Genomic DNA, 23,787 nt, shown 5'->3' with positions numbered 1-23,787 from the left:
CCACAGGTAAAATATAACGATATGTGAATAGATTCTGAATGAATTATCCATACATATCATTGTGGAAGGATGGGATACGATGAGATTGGCAGAGGCTCTTGTACTGCGAGCAGATGAGCAGAAGAAGATAGCTCAACTCAAGCAACGTCTGGAACGCGTAGTTAAAGTTCAGGAAGGTGAACAGCCAGCAGAGGACCCGCAGTTGCTTATGATCGACCTGGAGAATACGATCAGGAACCTGACGGTATTGGTTAAGAAAATTAATAAGACCAATGCACAGACTGACTTCACAGCTGGAGTTACGCTTGCAGATGCCCTTGCAGAGCGGGATGGAATCATGCAAGAAAGAGCATCGTTTAACGAAGTTTTGCAGAATGCGTCCATTCGCCAGGATCGGTACAGTCGTTCTGAAGTGAAGTATGAGCGAACCGTGAACATAGCAGATATTCAACATAAAGTGGATAGTCTTTCGAAATCCTACCGGGAACTGGATTTTAAAATTCAGGAGAAGAACTGGACCATAGACTTAATCGAGGAATAAAACTGCGTCGGTAACCCTATCCAAATGAAGCGAGCATAACCCACCAACGGGAAGTTGGAAACCTGGTAGACGCTGGGCCATGTCTAACCCACATCATCATTTAGCCCAATATTGTTACAAGAATGCGCAGCATGGATGTATCGTGTATCTTTCTAATTGTTACGACCATATGCAGGTCTTTGGATAGCGGTGAGGGTGGGTAAGGGGATTTGCAGTTGAACTACATATGAAGAAGGCCACTGGGCCATGATCTCGGGCAGAAATAACTGTCGGGAGATGATGCTTGCCAGGTGGCCTTTCTGATTCTTCTATTAGAAGTTTTGAAAAAAAAGTATCCACATGTGAATAAGTTTTTGCTGAAACGAACTGTGTATAACTTATGATGTCTTCCTGTTACTCCACTTCAAGAACAAAAGAAGTCGTTGCTGCCTCTTTACCATTCACAACAATCGTTAGTGTATGTAGTCCAGCATAATATTTTCTTGTTGTAATGATTTTGAACGATTGTTTAGTGGCTACCTTGGTTCTGCCTGTCGGGTACATTTTATCGGAGCATTTGAATCGTTTGGGAGCCTGCTTGCCGTTTGCCTTCATATAACCCATCTCATATTCAATTCGCAGCATCTGTGACTCGCCGCTCTCATTAACGACATCAAACGAAAAGTGAAGATCCTCGCCAATGCTAATCGTATCCTGGACAAGCTGAAGCTGCTCAATGTGAATCGAATCCTGCTCGTTATAACCAAAAAGACTTAGTGCTTTACTATGTCCTTTCTTCAGTAATGACCTGCTGGCATGCCGGACAATCCAGTCTGTGTGTACATGTTGTCCATACCAGGTCGTGGCCAGATCCATAACCAGTTCAGGATGGTCCTTGGAGATGTCATTCAGATGATTGGCGACACTCTTGCGAACATAGAGGGACTCGTCCTGTTTCAATGCATGGAGAATCGGAAGTACAGGTGTTGGATCAGTGATAAAGCTCTGGAGTTTGGCACCCCAGGGCAACCGTGGCCGGCTGCCCTCACTGGCAAGTCTGCGGATGTGCTCGTTGTTGCTCTCTGCCCAGGTCATCATATGTTTCATCGTTTGGATTGGATAATGTTCAATAAACGGGCGTACCGCGAACTCCGAGCTGGAATAAGGTGTGAAGAGGGTCAGATACTTCATGGATAACTCGTAATTCTCTGGGTCAAGTCCGTTCAGTTCAATAAAATCCGGTACAAACAGATATTCAACGCCTCTCATCGTCGGGGCGGCTTGTTCGATAATATGTAATGCTTCCTCATAATTGTCCGGCAGTACCTGGGTCAAAGCCAATGTGATTCTGCGAATGCGCGCTTTGAATTCCAACTGTTCCCAGCCTTCAGCGAAAACCAATTCATGAAATTGCTGTGTATCCAGCTTCGGGTAGAATTGGCGCAACTGTTCGCCGGTCCGATCGATTAATGCGGGAGTGTATTTGTCTTTGATAAGTTCCATGGTCCGCCTCCTTTAGTTACTATCCAGTATACCTCAAATTACAGAAATAAGAACGTAAGTTCCTAAACTTTATTTGTATAAGGATGAACGGTGTTAAGGCACCCGCCTTCTGTAAGGGGGTGCCTGAATTTTTTTAACCTTTGCGACTTTTGGGACGGCGCTTCGTGGAATTGGATTTGCGGCGGATTGGAGTTGTATTGCGGCGACGTGGAACATTCGTTGCTTTGTTCCGGCGTTTACTTTTGCGTTTCCGGGGCGGCGTATATTCTTCATAGTCTGCATCAGCTGCACTTTTATTCGTTTTTCCTTTTCCAAAAGGCAGAATGCCCATAACGAGTTTCATCATCGGAGCCATCTGCTGGATCCCACCAACAACCTTCTGCATTTTGCCTATTCCACTCATGATTCCATCAATACCGCCAAAGCGGTCGATCATTCCTTTTAACTCACCGATGTTGGCTAATGAAAAGCCGGAACTGCCAGTAGTAGGCGCCGTTACCGGAGCTGGGGGAACAACCTGAGCTGCACCTCCATAAAAGTTCCCGCCAGCCACACCTTGCCCATACGGTACGATTGCAGATGCTTCGACTTCACCAAAGCCCGGGTAGTGTGGTTCTACGCCAGGGTACATCGGTTGGATCTGGGTTTCATTCAAAGACCGTGGAACCACACCGGGCGGCATATAGGCAGAAGTATGCGCCTGCCTATGAGCATGAGAAGACGGACGCTGCCTTGGTGCTGGTTGGCGGTGATAATAATGCTGTGGCATGAACGATCACGTTCCTTCTATGTTGGATTTCGGAATTGCGTTCCATGAGTTGCATGACAGATATACATCATAGACCCTTGTGGAACTCCCTTTTGTTATACTGTATGTCATTCGCGGAGAGACGGCGTAGGCGGGTATCCCGGAAAACGGGATATTTGCGGATTTGGGCGCATGTATGATGTCAGGTTCCCGAAGAGTAAAATGCAGTTCAGACACAAAGTTGTAACATTTAGGAGGATTGAAATCCTACATAAGTAATCGGATATATACAGGTGAAAACTGGGAAATAGCGCGGTAAATTCGTCCGATGTACGCGAGGGGAGGACAATAGTACCTTTTGTAAGCGGTAACATGTATTTTTATTCTGTAGTGCGTGAAATCGGTAACGCTTGAAATACCAACTCAGGGTGAGTACAATGTAGGTACACAGTAACCGCTAGGGGATGATGATGAAATGCAGCTGAAAAAGCTAAATGATAAAAGCATTGAACAACTATTTGAGGCTATTTTGACTCTAAAAGATATTGAAGAGTGTTATGTTTTCTTTGATGACCTCTGCACGGTAAACGAGATCCAATCCATGTCCCAGCGGCTGGAAGTGGCTCGTATGTTGGGTAAAGGCAATACGTATAACCAGATTGAAGCAGAGACAGGCGCGAGTACAGCCACGATTTCACGTGTGAAACGCTGCCTGAATTACGGCAATGATGGTTATAAAATGACGCTGGAACGCCTGGGACGTTAATATGAAGAAGCCGGGTGTACTCATCATCAGTCACGGTTCTCAGGAGCAGACCTGGGTGGAATCCGTCGATGACGCGATCTCCCGGTTGAATCTGCCAAGTCCGTTGCCGGTTGAAGCTGGATTTCTTGAACTTGTGGAAGGACGCCTGATCCAGGACGGTATCGACCGACTGGAAGCGCAAGGCGTAACGGATATTCTGGTTGTACCTCTGTTCGTTTCGTCCGGTAGTACACATGTGGATGAAATAGAATTTGCGATTGGTGCGAAGGAAGCACCGGAACGGGAAACAGATCTTGAACCGTTCGATGTGAAGGCTCGGGTTCACTTCGGTTATCCAATGGATAGCGATCCGGATATTGCCGTGATGGTGTGGGACAAAGTCCGATTACTGTCGCAGCAACCGGAGGAAGAAACGATTCTGCTGGTAGGCCATGGTAGTATTCATGATGGTTTTCGCGAGCGTTGGGAAGCCGGAATTTCTTCCCTTGCAGAGCGTGTACAGGAAGTTAGTGGTGTAGCCCATACAGATTATGCATTGCTGAATCCGGAGAGTGTGTACGACAAAGTGAAGTACTGGAGCGAAGAGCGGGGGAACCGAGTCATTGTGGCGCCGCTGTTTTTGAGTGCCGGTTATTTCACGAGGAAGGTTATTCCGGATCGGCTGCAGGAACTGAATTATGTGTACAGCGGTGAGACACTGTTGCCACATCCATTGCTTGTGCAGTGGCTGGAGCGCCAAATCCAGATTTTGCTGGAGAGATGTAATGAAGTTAAAGCTTCTTCTTGAAGTGATTGCTTTGGCATAGGTGTGAAATCACATCGCCGGCAGTAATGTCGCATCAATTGATTTGAACTCCATAGCTTCATAAACAATTAAACCACGTCGAAGGACGTGGTTTTTGTTTGTTGTAGATCACTTGAAAGAAATTGGGCTATCCATTAATGGGTGCGTGCAATTGCAGATGTAGCTCCAGTAAACTTATTAATTGGTCAACGATCTCCTCGGCCGGATAAGGCATGGAATTCATAATCCACCACTCCAGGAGGCCCACAGCAGCGGAAGCAAGAAACTGTATGGTGATCTCTTTTTTCATACCTTCCTGGATGCCACAGGCATCCATCTGTTCCTCCACTCCCTGGACCAACAATGTCATCAACTTACTACGGAATGCTGGAATACCTTTTTTGGTTAGAAGTGTGGTATAGGTAGAGGCATGCTGTTCCAGATAACGGAAAGTTCTGAGCAGGGCATCCTTGGCCGTAACGGGTGTTGTAGTAGAGCTTTCGATCATACAGGCATCCAACAACTGCTGCAAATAGGTCTCAATGCATTGATCCAACAGGTCGAACTTGTCAGCGTAATGCAAATAGATGGTTCCTCGGTTTACATTAGCCCGATCAGCAATATCGTTTATCGTAATTTGCTCAAAATCCTGTTCCTCCAGTAACCCCATAAAAGCATCAATTATGGCCTTTCGTGTCTTGAGTACTCGTCTGTCCATGGCCCCTCCTATGATGGTTTTCAACAATAAGGTATCATTCGTTGATTATTCAACAAAAACGGATATTTTAACGATTGAAGCACAGTAGGTGCTTTGTTACTCTTATTTTATCAACAAATGTTCATAAAGCAACGAATATTGATAAAATATGAAATAGAGGGATATCCAATGAAGATATTAGTGTATGGTGCAGGTGTTTTGGGCAGTCAACTGGCGCAAGTTCTGGTGCGTGGTGGCAATGATGTCACTATTCTGGCTAGAGGGAAGCGGGCAGAGGAGCTGGAGAAGGATGGAATCGTTATCCGGCATGTTTTCCAATTCAAAACGACAGTTGATCCGGTTCGGGTAGCCAGAACGTTGGAGGTGGATGACCAATATGATCTGATTTTTGTTGTCATGAAATATAACGATTTTCCTTCCGTGTTACCTATTCTGGCAGATAATCAGAGCAGCAATATTGTGATTGTAGGAAACAACGCAGATGCACGAAGCATGCAGACCTATCTGGAAGAGCATAGTCCGATGGGAAAACAGGTCGCATTCGGATTCCATGTGAGTGGAGGGAAGCGTGAAAAGGACCGCATGTTATCCATCGGTGGAGGGAGCGGACAAATGGTGATTGGCAGTCTGGACGGTGAGATAGGCTTCAAACCTTTGCTGGATCAAGCTTTCCAACATGTGAAATACAAGTTAAATGTCCTGAGCGATATTGATGCCTGGCTGAAAAGTCATATCATCCCCATTCTGATGCTTAATGCGGTGAGCTTTAATGAGAAGCGTGAGTTGATCAAGTTGGACGGGAACAGAAAGCAAATCCAACATATGATTAGGGCGATGGATGAGGGCTTTAGCGTGCTTGAGGCTATGGGCATAACGATTATACCGGAGATTCAGGCTAAAATGATTCGCAAGCATCAACGGATGTTGCACCTTCTGTTGAAGATCTATAGTGTGCTTCCAATTCATAAGCTGATTGCGGGTTCTTTTGGAGAGATTGAGGCGTTAAATAATGCATTTACCGATTGGAAAAAGACAACAGGCGTCCCGACTCCCCATTGGGACGTGCTGAAAAGAGATTTTACTCCCCTTAAATGATGTATTGCTCATTCCCTGCATACCGACTACAATAAAACCAACTAATAAAATGGGGATAAGGAGATATACAGATGCGGGAAGTACCTATGCGCTATGTGAAAGCGAATCAGGTCGGTATTGTATTGTTTGTTTTACTCTCGTTTGTGTTTAATCCGCTGGTAGTTCTGGGCTTGCTGTGGATCATTCAGGTGGTGGGGCTGGTTTCCAGTGGCAAATTGAATCTGTTTGTGCAAATTGGCAAAGTCGTGCTGACTGGTCAAGGGACAGAGACGCAGGCGGTGGAGCTGCAGCGATTCAACAATATTCTGGCTGTACTCTTCCTGTCTCTGGCACTCATCTCGTTCTCGCTTGGCTGGGTAGGCGCAGGGTATGTATTCTCCGTCATGCTTCTCGCGGCTGCAAGTGCGGCCCTGCTGGGTTATTGTGTAGGCTGCACCGTCTATTTCTGGTATAAACAGCTGCGTGCAGGCAGAAAAATCGGGTTTTGAGGGTTGGCTGAAGAGCGATACGATGACAGAATAACTTATTCTTCGAGTAAGGATAAAGACGAGTCATGATCCGAGGAGCTTTCTGGCGGGAAGCTTTTAGCTGGACCTATATGGCGATCGGAATACGATCGCATTATAATGAAATCCCCCTCAAGTGAACTGTTCACTCGAAGAGGATTTTCTTTTTTTATCTAAACCAGGCCTTGTTCAAATTGTTCGTGAAATTGTTATCGTTCATAGGCACGTTGGCACTGCCAAAGTCCGTGGTGTTGAGCGCATTACGGGCTGCTGGAGTCAGGTCATCCCATCCGATTAAAGGCTGAGTTCCGCCAACAGCATTAGTAACGCCAAGCTCATGGTTTAGCGGCCATGTACTATTATAGGAAATCAACGGATGGTTACCTTGTGTATTGTTATTGCTCGGTGTAACTTTGGTAAACTGGCCGTGACCGGAATAGGCGATGGAGAGGATTTGTGGATTGGCAGCTGCCGGATTATCGACCCACACGACGATTCCTTCCCAATCATGACGATGGCCGAGTCCAGAGGAAGGGGAGTCTTTGGGGAAATACCACGAATACATGATAGCCCACACCCCATTGTGCCATGCGGAGCGGGAGTAGATCTGCCCTGTATTTGAGCTACAGTTCCCATTCGATGACCCGGACGTATTCAAGCCAGCGCTGGTATTGCCCTGTTGATCCACTGCGGGAAAAGGTACACAACCATGATAGACCTTCAAAAACGGCTGAAAACGCTTGGCCGCTTGTTGTGTCACGGTGACTGGTGAGACTTCCTGAAATCCGACAACCTGATCATGATTAATTTCTGCTGCTTCAACAACGGTGACCCAAGGAATACAGGCCATAAGCGAAACCATGAGCATTAACACGATTTTTTTCATTTACAATTCTCCTTCAAGGGTATGATATGGTGCTAAGTTGAGGTGCACTAAAACTATATTGGAAAAAGGTTTATGTTATTTATCTTTTTATCTTAAGATTTGTAAATTTGTAGCATATCTATGTCATAATCATATGAAGATCATCGAAATCGAAGACTAATTCCTGTCCGAGCGGGCAGAATGGTTGATTAATGAGACTATTTTACATAAAAGGTAGTGGGGAAGATTCAGGAGCGGTGCGTGAGGTTTATTGGGTAATGGATGGATTAGTAGGTACCTATATGAAAAAATATACTTATGGATTACAGGCTAGGACATCTTTACATTTGATGATATGATAGGAGTTAAAGGCTTTGGAATGAGACGGAATTCCTGATGCATAGATATAGGTAAGACGAAAGATTAGAGCAGAATGAACACAATTTCATTATTGTGTAAAAAATATGCCCTTTTGTGGACTGATGCAACGTAAGAATATGAGGTCGTTTAGACTCATGGATAATGTGGAATAGGTGGCGTATGAGATGAAAAAAGCTCGCTTAATATATAATCCGACCTCAGGCCGGGAAGAAATGAAGAAACGTCTGGCTGATATTTTGCAGCGTTTGGATCAAGGTGGTATTGAAGCTTCATGTCACGCAACAACGGGTGAAGGTGACGCAACCCGGGAAGCTGAACTAGCAATTGAGCGCGGATATGACATGATTATTGCTGCTGGTGGCGATGGCACGTTGTATGAAGTGATTAACGGTATGGCTGAGCGGGAGAACCGTCCTCCGCTGGGTGTGTTTCCTTTGGGAACGACGAATGATTTTGCGCGTGCTCTAGGCATTCCGAGACAGTGGGAAGACTACGTGGATCTGGTCATTAACCAGCAGCTTCGTCCATTAGATCTGGGCAAAGCGAATGATAAATATTTTATCAACATCGCCGGCGGTGGATCACTGACTGAACTGACCTATGAGGTACCGAGTCGTCTGAAAACGATGATTGGGCAACTGGCCTATTATATGAAGGGTATTGAGAAAATGGCGAGTCTGTCTCCACAGGAGCTGATTATTCGTGCTGACGGTCAGGAAGAAATCCATGATGAATTCATGTTATTCCTCATCGCCAATACCAATTCGGTCGGGGGATTTGAGAAGTTGGCTCCAGGTGCAACCATTGATGATGGTCTGTTCGATGTGATCGGAGTCCGCAAGTGTAATCTGGCCGATATGATCCGCCTCGTAACGCTCGCGCTGCGTGGGGAGCATCTGAACGACAAGAAAGTGGTTCATTTCCAGACGAGTCATATGGAAGTTACGTCACCGGGATATGTCCAATTGAACCTCGATGGAGAGTTGGGTGGCACATTGCCAGCTACGTTTACAAATTTGCGTCATCATCTGATGTTGTATCGTTAAACTTGGCACTTGGCGCAGAATGTGGTCGCTTGGGGAAAACAGTGATGCCATAGTAGTCGTTGCACAGCACCGCACAAGTGATCAGGAGTGTTGGATTCAGCTCTGCCGTAAGGCGAGATGGAAGTAGTTTTTCCAGTTGCTGTGTACGGTGGGATCGCGTATAATCTCATGTGGTCACCATGCGTTGAGCTGTTACAGCAAGGCACATTGTGGTAATTGAGTGAACGTGAACAGCGAACAGGTGAATATTGAACATTGAAGGTTAAAAGCGCTATTCTTGTTCGATGGTACTGCGATGTGGTACACCGTGCTGAATATAACAGTTTGGTCGAGTGCCGGCTGGCGGCTAACGAACTCAGAAAGCCTTAATGTGGCGAAATCGCCGAATCTGCGAATCTAACGAATCTCAGCATTGTTATTTTGGAGAAAATGACCGAAAAAGGTCGGAAAACACGATCCGAACTTTATATAACGTTTCTGAAGTTCATTAGAAATTCGGAACGTTATTTTTGATGTGAATAAGGTGTGTCAGGTTCTTTAGAATCGGGAACAAAATGAAATAGAGATTTCTCCCTCGCCTGTACAGGCAGGGTATTATATAAGAAGAAAGAAGTGAATGTACGTTGTCTAATACGAACCGTAGCGGTCGTGGAAAAAACCGCCGGAATTGGGCTGCCTCTCAGGGGCAAGGGAACGCTTCAGCGTCCCGTCAGCCAAGTCAATCATCTCGTCCATCTACGCGTCAGCAGGGAAAAGAGGTGCGGCCACAAGGCGCATCTCTTTCTGCCGTTCGTCCAAAGGGGAGAGCGCGTGAATCTGCACCAATCGAAGGACTGCCCGTTAGTAAAAATGAAGAGACCGTCATCGACATCATTGGCATGAACCATGACGGTGAGGGTGTAGGTCGTGCGAATGGATACACGCTCTTTGTGCAGGGTGCGCTTCCAGGTGAAACCGTGCGTGTGCGCGTGATGAAGACCAAGAAGCAGTATGGCTACGCCAAACTGCTGGAGATCGTGAAAGCAAGCCCGGATCGTGTGTCCGCACCTTGCCCAATCTACGATCAGTGCGGCGGCTGCCAGATCCAGCATATGAGTTATGCCGGACAGCTTGCGTGGAAACGCCAGTTGGTAGTAGATAATTTGCAGCGGATTGGCAAGTTGAACGTGATGGTGGAGGATGCAGAAGATACGGAGCAGGGCATTCGTGTACTGCCTACGATGGGTATGGACGAGCCATGGCGCTATCGGAACAAGGCACAGGTGCCAATTGGCGTGACCGAGGGCGGCTTGGTGGGTGGATTTTACGCTAAAGGAAGCCACCGGATCATTGACATGGAGACTTGTCTCATTCAGCACGAACATAATGATGAAGTGGTTGCGAAGGTGAAGGAGATCGGCAGTCATTTTGGAATTAGTGCCTATAACGAAGAGACAGGTCGCGGCTTGTTGCGTCACGTGGTCGTGAAGAAGGCGTTCCGTACAGGTGAGATGATGCTTGTTCTGGTTACGAATGGTCGAGACATACCGTACAAAGACGAATGGATTGGCAGTATCCGTGAAGCGATTCCGCATGTGGCGAGCATCTGCCAGAACGTGAACAAAAAACAGACGAACGTCATCTTTGGCGATGAGACCCGCGTACTGTGGGGCCGTGATGTAATTTATGATTATATCGGTGATGTGCAGTTTGCCATTTCGGCGCGTTCGTTCTATCAAGTGAATCCGTTGCAGACGGAAGTACTGTATGGGAAAACGGTAGAGTACGCAGGACTGAGCGGCAAAGAGACGGTAATTGATGCCTATTGCGGCATCGGAACGATCTCTCTTTTCCTCGCGCAACATGCGGATCAGGTGTATGGTGTTGAGATCGTGCCCGAAGCAATTGAGGATGCTCGCAGCAATGCGCTCTTGAACGAGATGCGTAACGTGAAGTTCGAAGTTGGAGCCTCAGAGGACGTTATTCCACGCTGGAAAGAACAAGGTATTGAAGCTGATGTTATCGTCGTCGATCCACCGCGGAAGGGCTGTGACCCACGTTTGCTGGAAACGATCCTGGAGATGAAGCCGGAGCGAGTTGTGTACGTGAGTTGTAATCCAAGTACGCTGGCGCGTGATTTGCGTGTGCTGGAGGATGGCGGATATCGGACGGTTGAGGTAACGCCGGTGGACATGTTCCCACACACGGTGCATGTGGAGAGTGTAGCGATGTTGGTATATAAGGGTAAGTTGTAGAGAAGCAACTAAGCTTAAGAGTTTATGCCCTCACGGTAGACAGTGAAAATAAGGTTCATTTAAATGAACTGAATACTGTTGACTAGTGGGGGATTTTTTTCACCAAAAGAAGGAGAGATCTTACTAGTTATAGCGGGAAGAGAAAGAAGGTTTCTACACTCTGATACTGGATACTGCTTCTGATAAAGTTACTATACAGTAAGGGACTAGTTATGATTTGAATTATGAATTCATCTAGGATATTTTGTATAGAAAAGATGTTTTGAATGTAGTTGGGGAAAAAGTCTATATTAAAAATGAAGAGGATATATTAAATTTAATAGTTTCTTAGTAAAAACTATCTTTTGTTTTATAAGTTTTTATTATTTTAGACGTGTGTCCTTGAAAGTTCTCTAGAGAGATGTTAAGCTGCTTATATAAGGAACGAATGTTCGTGGCAAGGAGAGAGAGAAATTATGAGGAATGATAAACTTCTAGCAGTTGATTTGTTCTCCGGGGCTGGAGGCTTAAGTTTGGGTTTTTTACAAACAGGACAAGTACAAATTGTTGCCGCAGTAGAAAATAATAAATATGCGCAGAAAACTTATGAGAGAAACCATAAAGGTGTGAAGATTTTCGATGATATTATAAGTCTTAATGACGATAAAAACAACTCGTTAGAACAAATAATAAATGAATGTAATAAATTTGGACGAAATCGTGTGGATATTGTTTTTGGGGGACCGCCATGTCAAGGTTTTTCAAATGCGAACCGACAAAAGACTGAATTAATTTCAACTAATAATCAGTTAGTAAAAGAATATGTAAAAACAATTGAAATGTTAAATCCTGATGCCTTTGTAATGGAGAACGTAAAATCTATGAAATCTGCTAAGCATAAATTTTTTTATTCATTAGAAGATAAAAATTTTGTGGAGAACCTAGGATTGAACCTTATTGAAGAAAAAATTGCTATAGGGAAAGAAACGGAATTAACAGAAGAATTAATATTGTTTCTAGAGAAGAAAATTTTAGAAAAGGCTGATCTATCTAAGTTTATATTAAAGGACAAAAATGTTTTTTTAAGATTAAGACAACTTGGAAGAAAAGAGAAAGACCTTAGTTCCTATTTGGTGAAAGTGGAAATTGAACTAGAGAGGATGTTCTCTAGATGGGAAGAGCTACATCAAGAATTATGGTCCGCTAGATATTTGGAAAAATGGAGATTGCTTCGGGAACACATACAAAATAAAGGTCTAGAGCTATCAGATACAGATTTAATCATCAGTTTTTTAAAAGAAATAATAGAAGTTCAAAGAATTTTGATGAGAACGAATGAAATTATATCAAATAATATTGAGATTAAAGATATAGTTACTATAAATAAAATTGTGTATATTCAAGTACAGACATATGGTGTTTTAGATTTTTTAATTGCTAAATTTAGAGAGCTAGGGTATGTTCTAAATGAAAATCATCTCATTCTAAACGCGGCGAATTTTGGTGTGCCGCAACTTCGAGAAAGATTGTTTTTGATTGGTGTAAAAAGTAAGTTTGTTGCAGGGGAAGATATTGAACTACCTAATCCAGTTATACACCATCCGGATCAATTTTACACAGTCAAAGACGCTATTAAAGATCTTGAGGATGTGACTCCATATACAGTTATGGATGAAGACAGTCCACTTGAGAAATCGTTATTAAAGAATACTAATCCTTTGAATGAATACTTGAATGGCAGTGTGAATACAGTTAGAAACCATATTATGACTGAAACAAGACAGACAGCACTAGATAGATTTAAAATGTTAGAACCAGGACAAAATTTTCATAATCTAGATGAATCTTATAAGCAAACATATTCCAATCCAGGGAGAACACAGAATACAGTATATCAACGTCTTCATTATGACAAGCCTTCTGGAACTGTATTGAACGTAAGAAAATCAATGTGGATACATCCTCAGAAAATACGAGCTATCAGTATCAGGGAAGCTGCGAGAATTCAATCTTTTCCTGATGATTTTATATTCGAGGGGACTAAGGACTCACAGTATCAGCAGATTGGAAATGCTGTTCCCCCTCTTTTAGGGAGAGCAGTTGCGGAACAAGTGTTAAAATATTTAGGGATATCTGAAATAGAGCTACTAGCTGCTATTATAAAACCTAGGGATAAAATTCCAAATATATAAAATAACCGTAACTGCATATTCTTCTTAAACTGAGACCCAATAGAGAGTACTTTGAAAAAAGTGTCCTCTATTGGGTCTTTTGATATCAGCTATACTCACTAACAGGGGTTTGGCATTTATATTTATTGATTTATCTGTTGAGATGAATCAGCCAATTGTTGTCGGAACTAGAAAATGAATGGTAGCAACTATAGAAATAATTTGGTGATCTGAAGTAAGACTACATTATTCATCTGTTGTATGAGTTAACTATTTTTACTTTATAATTTTGTTAGAGTAATATAAGAGTAAAAGTTAGGTGGAAATAATGTCTACAGTTAATACACAACCGTCTGCAGCGCCTGTAATTCAAGCTCTTAGAAATATTGGTTATAATGCTCAAACTGCAATTGCTGATATTGTGGATAATACTATTGATGCAAAATCTGACAGTATTAACATTGAGTTTGAGTACGATCTAGAAAATGGTGGTTTTATTAAAATTGAAGATAACGGAATTGGTATGACAGAAGCAGAATTACAACAAGCAATGACGATTGGCTCAAAGGATCCCAGAGAAAAGCGAGCGAAAGAGGAGCTTGGTCGTTTTGGAATGGGATTGAAAACAGCTTCATTTTCAATGGGCAAACGTTTATGTGTTATTACAAAAAAAAATAGAATAGTTTCTGAGCGTTGTTGGGATTTAGATTATGTCAGTGATAAGAACGAATGGCTCCTTTATAAATCAATTCCAAGTGACATAAAAAAACAAATTGGTCAAATACAAGGGGATAGTGGAACTATTGTTTTTATAGATAAACTAGATCGATTTTCCGGCTACGGTACTCATAAAGTCTTGAGACAAGAAAGCTATTATTCCAAAGTTAAGCGTATACAGATATATTTAGAAATGGTGTTTCATGTTATGTTAGAGAAGGGCTTAATAATTACAATTAACAGCAATGACTTACATCCATGGAGTCCATTTTTAGAAGAAAACCCAAGACGGATTGAAGGGGAAGTACAAAGTATAAGGGTCAATAAAAAACTAATTAAAGTTACTCCATATGTATTACCTCATCCCACTACCTTTAATCAAACCGATTATAAATATGCAGGTGGCGTAAAAGGATGGCGTGACCAACAAGGCTTCTATATTTATAGGGAAAACAGAATGGTTAGTTTTGGTGATTGGTTTGGTATGTTTCCAAAGGATGTCTACTCCGAATTAGTCAGAATTAAAATTGAATTTTCAAATGAAGCTGATGATGACTGGAAAATTGATGTTAAAAAATCCACAGTTTCTGTTCCTGATGAAGTTAAAGAAGACCTACAAGCGATAGCAAAATTTTATAGACAGATTTCACAGGAGATAATGTTGTATCGCACAAAAGCTAATCGGTCAGGCGAAAAAATCAAAGGGACTTTAAATACCTGGGAGTTTTCAACCGATGACATTAATAGTACTTATATTTTGAATAGAACACACCCCATTCTAACTCAAGTTCTTAAAGCTGCTGATCATGATTTAAGAAAGAAGATCAATTTATATCTTAAACTAGTCGAACTAGGCTCGCCTAATAACCTATTAAAGACTGCAAATATGGTGAAAAAAGATGGACAGCAAATTGATGAAAAATCAAAAAAATTGATAATTGATTACGCGGACATTTTATTTAGTACGGGTATAGAATTAGACAGTAAAAAAGTAGCAGAAACAATTTCCATGATGGTTGGTTTTGAAGGTATAGAGATTCATACAATTAAAACAATAATTGAGAAAGAAGTGATAGATAATGGATCAAATTGTTAGAGATGATTATTTTATGATTGTTGATAACTTATACAGTACCTTTAAAAATTTAGGTTCTGATAATCCGATACAAAAATCAATTGAAAATGCAGAGGATATAATTATTAAAAAGTACGGAAATATCGATAAAGGTAATTTAGAAGGCTTAGCCTTAGAAATATACTCAAAATATGACACCATAAATGTTCGTAGAGCTCATACTATGAGAAGTAATGACAATGAACCGTGGTTTGAAAAGACCAACCCTAGCTATTCTTACTTTTGGCCTCGTTATGAAAAATACTTAAAAGAGTTTAGACACTGGTCTCAAACTACCGTTGATAGTATAGATTCAACAACAAATGAAATTTTAAAGAGTATTGGAGATCCTAAAATCAATGAAGACTTTGATAAGAGAGGGCTAGTTTTAGGGTATGTTCAATCAGGAAAAACAGCTAACTTTACCGGACTAATTAATAAAGCATTCGATATAGGGTACAAATTAGTTATTGTTTTAGCAGGTATGCACAACGACTTACGTGCTCAAACGCAACTGCGTTTGGAAAGAGAAGTAGTTGGTGCTGTTGATATGATCACTGGTGAAAAAAAAGGGGTGGCATTAGTTAAAACGGGTGGGATACAAATAGAAACCTGGACAACCGTACAAGATGACATATCTACTAATAATGCAATTGGTATTAAAAATTTAGATAAGCCAATCCTAATTGTTGTAAAGAAACAAAAAGATGTACTTCCTAAACTAATTGAATTGTTAAGTAATAGTATTAACCTCTCACAAATGAGACCACCAGTATTAATCATAGATGATGAGGCAGATCAAGCTAGTGTTGATTCATCTGGAAAACATACTGATGATCCTAGCAAAATTAATGAGCTAATTAGAAAACTTTTAAGTTTGTTTAATCAAAAATCTTATGTGGGGTATACAGCTACGCCATTTGCTAATTTACTCATCAAAGCAGATGCAAACCACCTAGATGTAGGAAAAGATCTCTATCCTAAAGATTTTGTTACCGCACTGCCTAAACCTGATGGTTACTGTGGACCAGATGAATATTTCAATACCACTGGTTATAAAGAAGATAATAAACCGATGTTTATTAGGCATTTAAGTTCAGAAGATTTAGTCATATTAGATAAAATGAGAACAAAAGATGATGCGGGGTTATTTACGGAAGTCCCAAAATCTATGCAGGAAGCAATACTAGCCTTTTTACTTTCTGTTGCAATTAGAAATATAAGAGGTCAAACTAACGACCATAATTCAATGCTGATCCATACATCTAGATTTACAGATGTTCAAAACTCTATGTGCGGTGTTATTAATCAGTTTTATAAAAAACTGTCAAATGACCTGATTTATAACTCGAAAAGCGAATATATAAATAAACTTCAAAAATTATATGAGGATGATTTTATAGAAGTTCAAAATAGTTTAGACACATCGCAACAATTTAATATCGTTGCTTGGGAAGAAATTTATAAACAAATTAAGGATATAACAGGCAAGGTTGAAGTGATGGAAATTAACGGGGAGAGTGAAGATGCTCTTGAGTACGATAAGTACATAAAAAATGGGATGAATGTTATAGCAATTGGAGGAAATAAATTATCACGCGGTTTAACATTAGAAGGTCTTACAATTTCATACTATTATCGTGGTAGTTCTATGTATGACACATTAATGCAAATGGGGCGTTGGTTTGGCTTTCGTACCGGCTATATGGACTTGTGTCGTATTTACACGAGTGAAGAAATTGCAGAGAATTTCGAATATCTTGCCGTTGTCATGAGTGAATTAAGAGAAGAGTTCAAAAAATTTGTTGAATATGGTGTGACACCGGAAGAATATGCAATTAAAATGTTATCACATAAAACCATGTCAGTTACCAGTCCAGCAAAAATGGGTACAGCTGAGTCCCCTATAGCCTACACCGGTACCATGCAACAAACACGTAGCTTTGAAAAAAACAAGGAATTCTATAAAAAAAATATGGAAGCTACAGTTCAGTTCATCAATAATATAAAACTTGAATTTAAAACGATCAATACAATGACAAAGTACCATATTGCTAAAGATGTACCTAGTGAACTCGTTATCAAATTTTTGAGAGAATATAAAACTATACCATCAGCAAGAATTGTTAATAGCAAAAAAATTGCAGATTATATTAGTAAAATGAATAAAGAAAACCTTTTAGAAAAATTCAATATCGCTGTAGTGGATATAACACAGGATACATTAAACAGACAGAAGGCGATTAATATTGGAATTACTCCATGGAAAGTGAACTTAGGGAAACTATCAATTGAAAGTGCGGTTGTTCGTAGTATTGATCAAGATAAAAGCAAAGGGATAGGTGTTGTAGACTTGGGTGCTATTGTTGCAGCTAACCAAGAGTTTATTGATATTGAAAATCGTACTAAAGATAAAGAGGAGAATATAAAGTTAAGAATGAACGAAAATCCGCTACTTTTGGTTTATCCCTTACATCCAAAAGTAAAACCTTTTAAGAAATTGAATATCGATTTCAATGAAAATCTGGTACCAATAGGGCTGGCATTTTCTTTTCCAGATATAAAAACAGTTCCAGGTGAAGACCTCGATTCCAGAGAAAGAACTAAGAAAGAAGGAGTTTATATATACAATAATACAGTTGGAAAGGATGGTTTTGTTGATTAATATCTCAGAAAGATTTAAGTTGCTGATCGAGCAATCAAAAAATGAGGAATCAAACGATATTTACCGCTTAGATCCAGTATACTTTCAAAAACCATTTGTGTTAATTGGGATTGACTTACTGAATTTTCAACGACGTATTTATATAGATATTACGGATGAAAATTGGGATGAGGATCAATTGAAGTCTTTCCCGAAATGGAGGGGAATTAACATAGGGCAAGAATACTTTTCGCGAATTGGACCACTAAAAGATAAGAATTTTTTAGTGATTTCTCAGAATGTAGCGGATAGTGAAGAAATTTTTGAGCGAGTGCTACAAAATTTAGTGGATCATATTTTAAATGAAAAAGAGCTACCACTTTATACAGTAATATATGAAGTTATAGATCGTTGGCATAATTTCTTTAAGAGAAAATCTGATACTAAAATGACAATAGAAGAAGAGATGGGGTTATTTGGTGAGCTTTATTACATTAACAGATGGCTTGAATTTTTCCCGAAAGAACCACCTCTAATTATTGAGAATTGGAAGGGTCCGTTAAAAAATCGAATTGATTTTGTGAGTAAGAATATCGGAGTTGAGATCAAAACAGTTGCACCTAAAATAAGAGATGAAATTAAAATTTCGAATGAAAAGCAATTAGAACTTAATCCAGTAATAGAAACTTTGTTTCTATACGTATTAAAAATTGAGGTTAATGATTCAATTGGTAAGTCTCTTCAATGTATTATTGAAACAATAGAAAAACAGCTTATTGATCGAGCACCTTCTTTAGCAGTGAGATTTAATGATTTGCTCATTGAAATTGGAGTAATAAGCGAAGATTATAATAAAAACAACTTTTTTGTACACGAGGAATTAGGATACAATGCAACTAAAGAATTTCCTAAATTGACTTCAGAAAACCTACCAATAGGTGTTACTAATGTCTCATATTCAATTGATTTATCACATTGTAAAACTTTTAAGGTTTCGATAGAAGATATGTTCAATTTTAAATAAATAAGGATGAGAGTAATGAATGAGACTAAAAGAAAACGAGACTTTTTTAATGATTTTATTGACAATGTTGAACAAAAGGGACGTGTAATAGGAAGTCGGCAAACGCCTTTCTTACAAGAAGTATTACCATTTATAAATTCCGAAGATGAACCAGCAATTATTTATTTTGGTAAAAAAGAATCGAGTATTCAACTTAATGGTTATTTATTTCTGGAGGATATTAATACTTTAAATTTGTACGTAGTGGAGTATGAGCCATTTTTCGAAGAAGGTGAACTTCCAGTTGCTAGTATGACATCATTGAAAGAATATGCGAATAAAGCGAAGCGCTTCTATACAAATGCGGAAGGAATTCTGTATTTATCCGATCGTTCGATGGAATATTATGATGTTACGAGAATGATTTTAGATAAAAAAGATGAAATTGAAGAAGTCAATATTTATGTGATTACAAGTAAATTTTATCTTTCGAATAAGCCTATAGATTTAACTATACCTGGTGTAGAAACAGTTAATGTACATATTTGGGATATGGATCGCATTTTCAAATTGTCAGAAGCTGAACAAGGTATACAAGAGTTTGATATTCATTTTGAATCGGAATATGGTGAGGCCTTACAAATGATGCATGTTCCAAATAAAACAATAAAAGGATTAATAGAGTGTTATGTGGGGGTTGTTCCTGCAAAGCTCTTAGCCAAACTATATGATGATTGGGGACCTAAATTAGTAGAACGAAATGTACGTTCCTTTTTACAAGCACGTGGAGGCACAAATAAAGGAATACGAGATACATTAAAAGATACGCAACAACGCGAACTATTTATTGCATATAATAATGGTATTTCAAGTGTTGCAAAAGCAGGGGATATTGAACAAATTGGTGAGTCTAATCTCTATGAAGTTAAGAAGCTAACAAGTTGGCAAATTGTAAATGGTGGTCAAACTACAGCCTCTATTCATCAAGCTTATAAAAATGATGTTGATTTAGAAGGGGTTTATATACAAGCAAAACTTACTATTATAAATGTTCCAGAAATAAGAGAGAATAATGAGCCTCAACTGGATAAACTCGCGCTTGAGGATGAGATGATAGCTAAAATATCAGAATACGCTAATACTCAAAATAAAATCAATAAATCAGACTTACTTGCAAATACTCGTTTTATGTCAGATGTCGAAAAACATTCTCGTAACGTTTGGATTCCTACACAAGATAATCGTAAAGAAGAGTCTAAATGGTATTTTGAACGAGCGCGTGGCCAATATATGGTTGATATTAGTAGGCGTTCGAAGGGAAGAGAACAAACTGCTTTTAAAAAAATGTACCCATCAGATAAAGTAATAACAAAAGTGGAGATGGCAAAATACTTTATGTCTTGGGAAGGATATCCGTATGTATCTAGTAAAGGTGGGGAAGAAGCCTTTAAACGTTTTATGGATATGAATAGCCAATATTGGAAACAAAGTGCCGTTACAAATGACGAAGGTGAAGTAACAAAAAGTTTTTTAAATGTTGATAGCGACTACTATAAGCAACTTATTTCTAGGAGAATTATAAATATATTCGTAACTAGAATTGTTGAAAGTATGAATTTAAAAGGATATAGAGCAAACGTGATTTACTTTACAGTAGCAATGCTAAGTCATTTGTACGGAAAAGAAATAAATTTACTGGAAATATGGAGGCAACAAGATCTTTCTAATAAGTGGGAGGATGTTGTACGGACGATTGCTAATAATGCTTTAAATTATCTAAAAGAATCTGCTGGTGATCAAAATGTTACACAATGGGCAAAGAAAGAAGATTGTTGGAGAGGATTTATTAAAGAATCGGCAGTTGTGCTAAGTGGGATGGTTTAATGAAGGAGTCGTAGACATAAGTTTCTACGAAAACTAAATAACTGAAGGTAAAACCTTCATTATAACAACTGAATATTTAGTGTGTTGATTGTTATTAACGGCTAATTAAACGTATCTGTTCGCTAACTTAGCGAGTACAATGGCTATTTTCTACTTTACGAGGGAACAACGATAAGAGGGATGAATATATGACTAACGTTTTCGAAAATCTAAAGTATTTAAAGAAAGATATGGAAGCTAAGGACTGGGTAATTGACTCGTTTATTTTTAGATATAATGACGAAGACTTTATCGTACTAGTAAAGTTGTTTGCGGAAAATGAAAAAAAGAAGAATGCTTACGCGTTACTTAAATTAGAGTTTTTAAGATTGTCTGATGTGAATATTAGTTTACAAGTGGAAGCAAATGTTGCTAAGTTATTTGTTGATGCGAAAACACTTAGAGAGTACTTTGGAATCAGTTATAGTGAAAATCTTGGAAGTATACTTCAACAATTTATGGAATATTTTTCGAGGTTTATTCCTGCAGAAGTTATTGATAACAAAAATGAGGATCAATTGAAAGTAATGGTATCTTCATTGAGTAGAAGTGACTCGGAAAATCCTAACAAATTATATTGCTATCAAGTTAGAAGAAATGGAATCAAATCTGATGGGAATTTAGCTCAAAGAAGCAATTTCAACGATAATAAGTCTAGAATCTTACGCCCACTCCTATATGAGAAATTTATAAACGAAAAGAATATTAGCTTTTGTTATTCAGAAAAACAAAGTGATGAGAATACTGATGAAACAATCTTAGCAAATTGGACGAATAACAAAAAATGACTTTCAGGACGCTCTCAATTGTCTTGTCTTATATCCATGTTATTAATTTTGTTTTGATAACATATGATTCACATGTATTTCAACCAAACTCATTTCAAGTTTCGTTTATTTTATTTGCCAATATATCATTGGGAACAGACTCCTTATGTAGTACCTGGTTGCTCTGAGATAAAACGCGAAATATAAGCTTCTTTCACAAAAACCTCTAAAGCTGCCTAAAGAGAATAGATACATGTTTTATTATAGAGTTGTATTTCCATCATCTCATCATCCGTGGAGTCGGTGGCGATGTTGGTTAGAAGCTAAACATAAGGGGTTCGAGAATTTATATATATTCTCGAACCCCTTTTTTGTCTTTGTTTCAATATCATCCATTAACTACAGTAGTCTAAAACTCCCATTATCCCAGGCGGTAATTAATATACGTGCACACCCGTACCAACCACCGATTTGTTTTGTACGGAATTACCGGATAGATATACCTTTTGCAGATTAGGCAGCTGGCTTAGGGTCTCGATATTGGAAATGGCATCGTTCTCGAGATGAAGCTCTTCTATGGCCTGCCAGTTACTCATAAATTCGAGAGAAGTCAAGTTGCTGTCTTGCATAGTGAAGGAACGCAGCGCGGACATTTTGGCAAAGTAAGGCATCATTTGATCAACTTCAGTAACAGAGGTGTTGTTTATGCTGAAATATGGCTGCTCTAAGGTCAAATGTTCAAGCACGCTGTTCTCTGCGGCCGCCTTTTGTTCAAAGTTCAGCCTACACTCGGAGCACATCAGAGATTTGACCTGCTTTAAACGAAATAAGGCATCGCTCTCCTTGTACAGTGACGAGTCGTAAATGTTTAAGGTCTCTAGGCGGGACAAGCCGTCCAGGGCGGCAAGACGGGTTATTTCATCGATCTCCCAGAGCGAGAGTTGCTCCATTTTCGGGAATTTCCCCAGCGCAGCCAAGTTCAATTCCCCACTTCCGCCACGGAGCGTCAGACTGGTTGTAGCCGGGGCCTTTAGCCCGGGGAGAAAGGAGCTTGGAATTTCCACTCGCTCTACTTTAGGCAGTGTCAGCGCTTCTGCATTCTCGTAGTAGCCTGACAACGTTAATTCCCGCAAAGAGGATAGACTATTGATGGCCTTTACCGAGCCAAGCTGACTTAGAGAAGCCAGGCGTAGTGTAGTAATGGAGTTTTTGCCGGTCAAGCGCTCCAGGCTCGAGATGTTTACATTTTCAATATCTAGCGTTTGTAGAGCAGGCATATTTTGCACAAAGTCGATGGACTTTACGTTCGTTAAATAGGACAACTGAAGCTCCTGAAGCTGGGTCAAGGCATACAGCGGCTGCAGGTCTGTGGTTTCACTGTACTGTATAGACAAGGATGATAGCCCGGTCATGGACGACAACCATCCGAGTTCATCGACAAAGGTGAGCGACAGGGACTTGATTGGCAATTGGTTTAACAAGTGAAAATCTGTTACGGACTCATCCACATAGGTAATGGATAAAGAACTCAGATTAGGAAATTCCAGCAGCATGGCCAATTCCTGATTACTGCGAAGCTGAGTGGTAAGCTCCGTAATTTTAGACTTGTCGCCAAAGTAGCCCGAAAATGTACTAAAGGATTCGTTAAAAGCGCCACCATAACTTTTTAATCCGGGCATATGGGCCAAAGTGGTTTGGTCCGTCTGGGATATTTCATAGGTATTCGTCAGGTCCAATGCCGTCAGTCCCTTAAAAGCTTCAAAATCACGCTGATCAATCCGCTGGCTATTCAGTTTCTTGTCCTGAGTAATATAAGTGATCTTCTCGGCTTTTTCATCGCTGAAAGGATCGGAGAGGCTATATGTAAACTTCCACTGATCATTCTCCGAATGCTCTACGGTTAAATAGCGAATACGAGCCAATTCCTCCTCTGTTGGCAAGGCGGACCCTTTATCGAAGATATCTCGCAAAAATGAAAGCAGAACCTCGCTTTCAGGCATCTTTCGCACAGGCAGATTGGCTTCTGTTTTTGGATAGGTGGAGCTGTTGCTATAATAAAAATATGTACCGATCGCGCCAGTTAGGACTAACATCAGTATCAGCATTACCTTTACGGAGGCAGTCTGCTTCAGCGGTGCTTTAGGGGGCGTTCCGTGGTAATGATTAATGGTCTGGTCTACGTAATAGACATGATTTTGCTTCAATAAAAGCTCTGTCTCACAATAGGGACACTTTAAAACCTCATCCTTCTTGTATTCAATTCTTCCGTTGCAATTGGGGCAGTTTAGCGGGATAAACGCCAC

Annotated in this window: 18 protein-coding genes; 13 read left to right on the top strand and 5 right to left on the bottom strand. The window is 40.2% G+C overall.

All coding sequences use genetic code 11. From position 1 onward, the window contains the following. The first annotated feature begins 79 nt into the window (after positions 1-79). Positions 80-541, top strand: a complete 462-nt coding sequence (locus ACE04G_RS11615) for a DIP1984 family protein (protein WP_339181898.1) — start codon at positions 80-82, stop codon at positions 539-541. Positions 542-934: 393 nt separating this feature from the next. Here the strand turns inward: ACE04G_RS11615 and ACE04G_RS11610 are convergent, their stop codons facing one another. Then, the gene (locus ACE04G_RS11610; protein WP_449003613.1) at positions 935-2,023 is read right to left on the bottom strand and encodes a DNA alkylation repair protein; all 1,089 of its coding nucleotides are present in this window, start codon (positions 2,021-2,023) and stop codon (positions 935-937) included. A gap of 133 nt (positions 2,024-2,156) precedes the next feature. Further along, positions 2,157-2,792: a hypothetical protein gene (locus tag ACE04G_RS11605; RefSeq protein ID WP_486094455.1), complete on the bottom strand. Its 636-nt coding sequence runs from the start codon at positions 2,790-2,792 to the stop codon at positions 2,157-2,159. 454 nt (positions 2,793-3,246) lie between these two features. Here ACE04G_RS11605 and ACE04G_RS11600 point away from each other — a divergent pair, with 454 nt between their 5' ends. Together ACE04G_RS11600 and ACE04G_RS11595 are read left to right on the top strand one after the other, a co-directional pair. Continuing rightward, positions 3,247-3,537 (top strand): YerC/YecD family TrpR-related protein, encoded by a 291-nt coding sequence (locus ACE04G_RS11600; protein WP_017690665.1) that lies wholly within the window; start codon positions 3,247-3,249, stop codon positions 3,535-3,537. A gap of 1 nt (position 3,538) precedes the next feature. Continuing rightward, positions 3,539-4,324 (top strand): sirohydrochlorin chelatase, encoded by a 786-nt coding sequence (locus ACE04G_RS11595; RefSeq protein WP_449003611.1) that lies wholly within the window; start codon positions 3,539-3,541, stop codon positions 4,322-4,324. Between the two features lie 145 nt (positions 4,325-4,469). On the opposite strand, the gene ACE04G_RS11590 is transcribed toward ACE04G_RS11595, so the two are convergent. Next, positions 4,470-5,039, bottom strand: a complete 570-nt coding sequence (locus ACE04G_RS11590; RefSeq protein WP_449003610.1) for a TetR/AcrR family transcriptional regulator — start codon at positions 5,037-5,039, stop codon at positions 4,470-4,472. Positions 5,040-5,207: 168 nt separating this feature from the next. Here ACE04G_RS11590 and ACE04G_RS11585 point away from each other — a divergent pair, with 168 nt between their 5' ends. Continuing rightward, the gene (locus ACE04G_RS11585) at positions 5,208-6,134 is read left to right on the top strand and encodes a ketopantoate reductase family protein (RefSeq protein ID WP_449003609.1); all 927 of its coding nucleotides are present in this window, start codon (positions 5,208-5,210) and stop codon (positions 6,132-6,134) included. A 71-nt stretch (positions 6,135-6,205) separates the two neighbouring features. After that, positions 6,206-6,622, top strand: coding sequence for a DUF4395 domain-containing protein (locus ACE04G_RS11580; RefSeq protein ID WP_221818730.1), 417 nt, complete (start codon positions 6,206-6,208; stop codon positions 6,620-6,622). A 187-nt stretch (positions 6,623-6,809) separates the two neighbouring features. Here ACE04G_RS11580 and ACE04G_RS11575 read toward each other — a convergent pair whose 3' ends face one another. Then, positions 6,810-7,526, bottom strand: a complete 717-nt coding sequence (locus tag ACE04G_RS11575) for an NPP1 family protein (protein ID WP_221818731.1) — start codon at positions 7,524-7,526, stop codon at positions 6,810-6,812. A 524-nt stretch (positions 7,527-8,050) separates the two neighbouring features. On the opposite strand from ACE04G_RS11575, the gene ACE04G_RS11570 reads away from it, so the two are divergent. The 8 genes from ACE04G_RS11570 to ACE04G_RS11535 all read left to right on the top strand — a co-directional run bounded on the left by ACE04G_RS11570 (position 8,051) and on the right by ACE04G_RS11535 (position 21,505). Further along, positions 8,051-8,932 carry a diacylglycerol kinase gene (locus ACE04G_RS11570; RefSeq protein WP_017690659.1) on the top strand — a complete coding sequence of 294 codons (882 nt, stop codon included), beginning with the start codon at positions 8,051-8,053 and terminating at the stop codon, positions 8,930-8,932. A gap of 623 nt (positions 8,933-9,555) precedes the next feature. Further along, positions 9,556-11,166 (top strand): 23S rRNA (uracil(1939)-C(5))-methyltransferase RlmD, encoded by a 1,611-nt coding sequence (gene rlmD, locus ACE04G_RS11565; protein WP_221818732.1) that lies wholly within the window; start codon positions 9,556-9,558, stop codon positions 11,164-11,166. 455 nt (positions 11,167-11,621) lie between these two features. Beyond that, positions 11,622-13,337 (top strand): DNA cytosine methyltransferase, encoded by a 1,716-nt coding sequence (locus tag ACE04G_RS11560; protein WP_221818733.1) that lies wholly within the window; start codon positions 11,622-11,624, stop codon positions 13,335-13,337. 307 nt (positions 13,338-13,644) lie between these two features. Further along, complete coding sequence (locus ACE04G_RS11555; RefSeq protein ID WP_221818734.1) at positions 13,645-15,129, top strand: ATP-binding protein; 1,485 nt, start codon at positions 13,645-13,647, stop codon at positions 15,127-15,129. Beyond that, positions 15,113-17,812: a Z1 domain-containing protein gene (locus tag ACE04G_RS11550; RefSeq protein WP_221818735.1), complete on the top strand. Its 2,700-nt coding sequence runs from the start codon at positions 15,113-15,115 to the stop codon at positions 17,810-17,812. Before ACE04G_RS11555 ends, ACE04G_RS11550 begins: the two co-directional genes overlap by 17 nt. Then, a complete protein-coding gene (locus ACE04G_RS11545; protein ID WP_221818799.1) occupies positions 17,805-18,815 on the top strand; it encodes a PD-(D/E)XK motif protein in 1,011 nt (336 codons plus the stop codon). Before ACE04G_RS11550 ends, ACE04G_RS11545 begins: the two co-directional genes overlap by 8 nt. Positions 18,816-18,830: 15 nt before the next feature. Then, positions 18,831-20,678, top strand: coding sequence for an AIPR family protein (locus ACE04G_RS11540; protein WP_449003608.1), 1,848 nt, complete (start codon positions 18,831-18,833; stop codon positions 20,676-20,678). A gap of 188 nt (positions 20,679-20,866) precedes the next feature. Next, entirely contained in the window at positions 20,867-21,505 is a 639-nt protein-coding gene (locus ACE04G_RS11535; protein WP_221818737.1) for a DUF6037 family protein, read from the top strand. A 416-nt stretch (positions 21,506-21,921) separates the two neighbouring features. Here ACE04G_RS11535 and ACE04G_RS11530 read toward each other — a convergent pair whose 3' ends face one another. Beyond that, entirely contained in the window at positions 21,922-23,688 is a 1,767-nt protein-coding gene (locus tag ACE04G_RS11530) for a leucine-rich repeat domain-containing protein (protein WP_486094453.1), read from the bottom strand. Positions 23,689-23,787: the final 99 nt, after the last annotated feature.

Source organism: Paenibacillus sp. AGC31 (genome assembly GCF_057334655.1).
Note: the sequence above shows the minus strand (reverse complement) of the source record. Positions and strands in the feature narration are given on the sequence as shown.

Bases quoted from the DNA above. Each gene is read 5' to 3' on its own strand.
- ACE04G_RS11615 (WP_339181898.1), top strand. From the start codon at position 80: ATGAGATTGGCAGAGGCTCTTGTACTGCGAGCAGATGAGCAGAAGAAG.
- ACE04G_RS11610 (WP_449003613.1), bottom strand. From the start codon at position 2,023: ATGGAACTTATCAAAGACAAATACACTCCCGCATTAATCGATCGGACC.
- ACE04G_RS11605 (WP_486094455.1), bottom strand. From the start codon at position 2,792: ATGCCACAGCATTATTATCACCGCCAACCAGCACCAAGGCAGCGTCCG.
- ACE04G_RS11600 (WP_017690665.1), top strand. From the start codon at position 3,247: ATGCAGCTGAAAAAGCTAAATGATAAAAGCATTGAACAACTATTTGAG.
- ACE04G_RS11595 (WP_449003611.1), top strand. From the start codon at position 3,539: ATGAAGAAGCCGGGTGTACTCATCATCAGTCACGGTTCTCAGGAGCAG.
- ACE04G_RS11590 (WP_449003610.1), bottom strand. From the start codon at position 5,039: ATGGACAGACGAGTACTCAAGACACGAAAGGCCATAATTGATGCTTTT.
- ACE04G_RS11585 (WP_449003609.1), top strand. From the start codon at position 5,208: ATGAAGATATTAGTGTATGGTGCAGGTGTTTTGGGCAGTCAACTGGCG.
- ACE04G_RS11580 (WP_221818730.1), top strand. From the start codon at position 6,206: ATGCGGGAAGTACCTATGCGCTATGTGAAAGCGAATCAGGTCGGTATT.
- ACE04G_RS11575 (WP_221818731.1), bottom strand. From the start codon at position 7,526: ATGAAAAAAATCGTGTTAATGCTCATGGTTTCGCTTATGGCCTGTATT.
- ACE04G_RS11570 (WP_017690659.1), top strand. From the start codon at position 8,051: ATGAAAAAAGCTCGCTTAATATATAATCCGACCTCAGGCCGGGAAGAA.
- ACE04G_RS11560 (WP_221818733.1), top strand. From the start codon at position 11,622: ATGAGGAATGATAAACTTCTAGCAGTTGATTTGTTCTCCGGGGCTGGA.
- ACE04G_RS11555 (WP_221818734.1), top strand. From the start codon at position 13,645: ATGTCTACAGTTAATACACAACCGTCTGCAGCGCCTGTAATTCAAGCT.
- ACE04G_RS11550 (WP_221818735.1), top strand. From the start codon at position 15,113: ATGGATCAAATTGTTAGAGATGATTATTTTATGATTGTTGATAACTTA.
- ACE04G_RS11540 (WP_449003608.1), top strand. From the start codon at position 18,831: ATGAATGAGACTAAAAGAAAACGAGACTTTTTTAATGATTTTATTGAC.
- ACE04G_RS11535 (WP_221818737.1), top strand. From the start codon at position 20,867: ATGACTAACGTTTTCGAAAATCTAAAGTATTTAAAGAAAGATATGGAA.